7 protein-coding genes are annotated in these 4,449 nt (G+C 37.6%); 3 read left to right on the top strand and 4 right to left on the bottom strand.

The features are described from left to right. Nucleotides 1-352: 352 nt before the first annotated feature. Complete coding sequence (locus DD627_RS07520; protein ID WP_260267774.1) at nt 353-838, bottom strand: DUF2798 domain-containing protein; 486 nt, start codon at nt 836-838, stop codon at nt 353-355. 183 nt (nt 839-1,021) lie between these two features. After that, nucleotides 1,022-1,534 (bottom strand): TetR/AcrR family transcriptional regulator, encoded by a 513-nt coding sequence (locus DD627_RS07515; protein ID WP_057784977.1) that lies wholly within the window; start codon nt 1,532-1,534, stop codon nt 1,022-1,024. 138 nt (nt 1,535-1,672) lie between these two features. Here DD627_RS07515 and trhA point away from each other — a divergent pair, with 138 nt between their 5' ends. The 3 genes from trhA (at nt 1,673) to DD627_RS07500 (ending at nt 2,931) form a co-directional block, all read left to right on the top strand. Then, a complete protein-coding gene (gene trhA, locus DD627_RS07510) occupies nt 1,673-2,335 on the top strand; it encodes a PAQR family membrane homeostasis protein TrhA (RefSeq protein ID WP_260274699.1) in 663 nt (220 codons plus the stop codon). 25 nt (nt 2,336-2,360) lie between these two features. Continuing rightward, nucleotides 2,361-2,609, top strand: a complete 249-nt coding sequence (locus DD627_RS07505; RefSeq protein ID WP_260267777.1) for a hypothetical protein — start codon at nt 2,361-2,363, stop codon at nt 2,607-2,609. A 127-nt stretch (nt 2,610-2,736) separates the two neighbouring features. Next, a complete protein-coding gene (locus DD627_RS07500; protein WP_057784974.1) occupies nt 2,737-2,931 on the top strand; it encodes a hypothetical protein in 195 nt (64 codons plus the stop codon). A gap of 68 nt (nt 2,932-2,999) precedes the next feature. On the opposite strand, the gene ispE is transcribed toward DD627_RS07500, so the two are convergent. Further along, nucleotides 3,000-3,854 carry a 4-(cytidine 5'-diphospho)-2-C-methyl-D-erythritol kinase gene (gene ispE, locus DD627_RS07495; RefSeq protein ID WP_057784973.1) on the bottom strand — a complete coding sequence of 285 codons (855 nt, stop codon included), beginning with the start codon at nt 3,852-3,854 and terminating at the stop codon, nt 3,000-3,002. 168 nt (nt 3,855-4,022) lie between these two features. After that, complete coding sequence (locus DD627_RS07490) at nt 4,023-4,259, bottom strand: Veg family protein (RefSeq protein WP_057784972.1); 237 nt, start codon at nt 4,257-4,259, stop codon at nt 4,023-4,025. Between the last annotated feature and the right edge of the window lie 190 nt (nt 4,260-4,449).

Genomic DNA, 4,449 nt, shown 5'->3' with positions numbered 1-4,449 from the left:
CAATACGATTTGACAGAGACCCATTTTTATCATATCCTTTTTTCAAAAAAAAATGACCGCAAGCAATGAGTTCCATTGCTTGTGGTCACGCCTAATCGAATTAGTAACGATCCACAAAAACTTTATTCATGAGTAATTGTAGCCCAATTCCTTTCTAATGTAAACGTTTTATTTAGTTTCCTTTTTGTATTTCATCTCTCATCCCATGTTTGGCACGCATTTGCAGCCCATAAATAAATTAATTTTTTTGCTGAGAAACTATCTATACAACTAATAATCCAGTAGTTAATATGATCATTAATAAACGAGTACCTTTAATTCTGATCATTTCAAACGCCGGACTAACTTGGTTTTAGTCTTCTGTTTTTTGACGGTTATGAATAAGTTGCATAGTTTGTCGGGCAATGGGTTGTGCAATCAATAGTTCAACAGCTAGAGCAATTGCAAAGTTTCGGGGCCATTTCACAAAAAATTGCTGAAATGGTGTCCAACTAATTTGTTGGCTGCCAATCCAAGTTCCCAAAACTGTCATAAATATCGAAATTAATAAAACAGAGCACAAACCATTAATCACCATGTGCGCCAAAAAACTGTCTTCACGATCGACAATTCTTTCTGTCAGCCATCCGGCAGGCTGTTGTGTCAAAAGCACGATAGCCAAAACCGTTATCCACATTAATGGAATAATGGCTAAAACTTGGTGCCAAGTTTGCCAGCTAAATCCAATCTCAAACCCCGTAATAACGGGGGCAATAATATTTACTGAGATTATGGAAATTAAAAACATAAATAAAACTGTTTCCTTCTTGTTCTGTGGTAATTTCATTCTAAATAACATATAGTTCCTCCTTTTTTTTAAACGTGCAAGTTTTCCCAACAGAGCGCAAAAAATCAGCGCATGTTTTTATAAAAAAACATACGCTGATCAATTATACGCAGTATGGGTTCCATCTCATCTATTGTAACAAACTCACTTAAAAAGCATAAGCGTTTTCTGAAAACTCAGGTTGATTTACACAAATTATCTCAAAAATTTCCGACCAATCATAACCATTTCAGCATTAGACTCCACCATGTCATCCTTATCCCACTCAACAATCATCTGGGTTAACCCGCCTGCTACAAACGCTATCCACATTTTGGAAGCTCGGTCACGAATTTTCAAAACGTCTTTGTCCACTAGATCAGTAATATAAAATTGAAGTTTATCTAAAATAATCCCCACTAAGTCAGCTTTGATTAAAATATTAACAGTGCCACGATGTCGCCGAATCACTGTAAAAAAGGCATCTAAAAAAGCTGTCATATCATGCGTATTCATAACTTGAAGGTAACTAAAAAACTCTTGGAACACTTCATCGAATTGATATTCCAAGATCTGTTGTTTTGATTTAAAACTCCGATAATAGGACATGCGCGAAACAGATGCTTGCTTACAAATATCGCTAACTGTCACTTCATCAACTGAGTGGGTCTTCATTAATTCAAATAAGGCCAGCACAATCTTTTGTTTGGTACTCGAACGCTTTGCCATGATTTCCCTCTTTACTTTACTCTTTCTAATATCATACCATTTTCAGAAAATTTACGTAATTCACACGTTTTATAGATCATCTAGTTTTCAAAACCAGATGATTAGTATATAATATCTAGTTGAACGGAGGACGACCTAATGAAACCAACTTTTAAATCGAAAAATATCATCGACATCCGTCACTCACAGCTACTTAATGAAATTTGGAGCGCCATTACCCACGGAATTGGATTTTTTTTGAGTATTGCCGGAACCATTTTATTGCTTATTAAGGCTATTGGACTTGGAAAACCACTAGATATAGTCGCCTATACTATCTATGGTCTTAGTCTTCTAGTTTTATTCTTCTCTTCTACTATGTTTCATAGCCTCTATTTCACGAAAGCTAGTCACGTCTTCCAAATATTAGATCATGACAGCATTAATTTTTTAATTGCAGGAACCTACACCCCTTATTGTCTTCTTGCCATTCGCGGCCGTCTAGGAATCAGTTTATGCATCGTCATTTGGTTTCTGGCAATCGTTGGAATTGTCTTTCAATTCTTTGCGGTTGGTAAGTTCAAAAAAATTGAAACTCTTATTTACGTGTTAATGGGCTGGCTTTGTCTAGTTGGCGCCAAACAACTCTATGCCAGTTTAGGTTTAATTGGCATTAGTTTGCTTGTTGCAGGCGGTGTCGCTTTTTCATTGGGTGGCCTGATTTACAACATCCCCCATGTAAAATATGTACACGTTTGGTGGCATATTCTGGTTTTAGTGGGCGCTTCATTAATGTATTTCTCCATTTTGCTGTATATTTAGAGTAACAACAAACACGGAGGCAGATATGAAACGACCAAACAATCAATTTATGCTCTTTCAGTATCTTTTAGGCTACGCAGTAATGGCCTATTTTCTCTATAAATTTGGGTTTCCGGTCTCATTGATCATAATTTTAGTTGTCGTCAGTTTGAGCTTAGCCGGTGGTTCGATGTATCTTTCTCGCCATTTCAGCTGGACAAATTTGGGTCTGATGCTTCTTCTCATTGCCATCGGAACTGCTATTTTATTCTTGATTTTCAGTCGTTACTATTAGCTTATAACTTCATAAAAGAAAGCGATTGCAAAGATTAGTAAGTGATGCTACACTGGTGCCAATAATACAGTTAACCCAAAGTAGGTTGTTTATGTTTGGATTGTAATTTTGAACGAACGCGATTGTGATGAATGCAGATCTTTTAATTGGTGTAGTAGGTATCTTAATTGGTTTGTTTCAATTTTACAATGTTTACAAAAGTTGGCAAACATTGCGTGTGAGCATGAATGGTCATACTTCTCTATTCATGCCATTTGCAATTTGGTACAGTGTATTCTTCGGATTAATTTTCATTGGCCTGGGTATTGCTGCATTGTTATAACGACTTTAAGTAATTGATTACTTAAACGCGTTAAAAAAGGAGGGCCCCCATTTTTGGTGACTCTCTTTTTAGTTTAATGGCCTAACAAGATACACTTCCGGACAAAAGCCCTTCAGACTGTTTACAAGGTGTTGAGCCCGGCTTTCCTTGCGACAAATGCCAAAAACAGTTGGTCCTGTGCCACTCATTTGCGCAACATCGGCACCATACCTTAGCATGCGGTCTTTTAATTGTAAAATCTGTGGGTGCATCTGCCCTGTTACCGGTTCAAGCACGTTTCCTGCATTTTTGCAGATTGCCGAAAAATCATTTTGTTTAATTGCTTCCAACATTCCGTCAATTTTTAAATGACCTAAGCTTTTATGATCAATCTTTCGTAAAATCTTAGGCGTTGAAACGCTCAGTTTAGGCTTTGCAATGACAAAATACATTGCCGGTAATTGCCGTAGCAACGCCACTTTTTCACCCTTACCATAAACATGGGCTGTTTGACTAAACACACAATAAGGCACGTCTGAATCAATTTGAAGGCCTAATTCAGCCAATTGAGCCTTTGGGATACCTAGGTTCCACAAATTATTCAATCCACGCAACACGGCAGCAGCATCCGAAGAACCACCACCCATCCCAGCAGCAACCGGGATATTTTTTTTGATTCGAATCTTTGCACCAGCCTGAACATGAAACTCTTGTTGTAATAGTTTTGCAGCTTGATACGCTAAATTACGGCTATCATTGGGCAAAAATCCCGTGTCTGTATGGACACTAATGGCGCGTTTACCAGGCTTGGTTTCAATCTTTACATAATCGGCAAGATCTACCGATGTCATCACCATATTCCATTCTTGAAGCCCATCCGAGTGATTATAGGGTGTGTCTAAGAACAAGTTCAGCTTGGCCGGGGCTTTTTCCGTTGTCTCCATGCAATCACCTAGTTTACTAATCCAGTATTTTATCACAATTATACTTAAAAACTGGGTAAAGTACCAGCTCTGGAGAAAAAGCTTCATAACTCTTATCCTAAACATCATTTTATGTGCAAAAATGATAAATTTAGGCAAAATAAAAAGACCTTTGCGGCCCGATTATTTTTATTCTCCGAATGCAATTTCGATGTTCTTCGTTAGAATATCGGTATAGCTATATGATACCCGCTCAAAAGAATTTTCGTCTTGATCTAAATCAACAACGAAAACAGCTGGATATGTCTTATGAAGAATTCCATGGCGTTTCGTAATCTTCTTACGACCTGCTTGGGCAACTACCATCATTTCTTCTCCAACCTTATTGTCTAGCTTCGACTTAATTGTGGCTAGTGTGTTTGGCATTGGCTTCACCTTCCCATGTGAAACATTGTAACATAGTTTCACAAAAAGTGCAAATTATACCACAACGTTTGATAGCCTGCAACCGGTTTTTTATAAAATTAGGATTACATCGTGTTTACCTCAACTACGTGGGCATGCTAATATATATTCCGTTTACTAATTTTTCCGAGGACGGCTCAGCAAGTCAAAG

Source organism: Pediococcus sp. (assembly GCF_003533255.1).
Taxonomy (GTDB): domain Bacteria; phylum Bacillota; class Bacilli; order Lactobacillales; family Lactobacillaceae; genus Pediococcus; species Pediococcus parvulus.
This window is presented reverse-complemented; position numbering and strand designations above follow the sequence as displayed.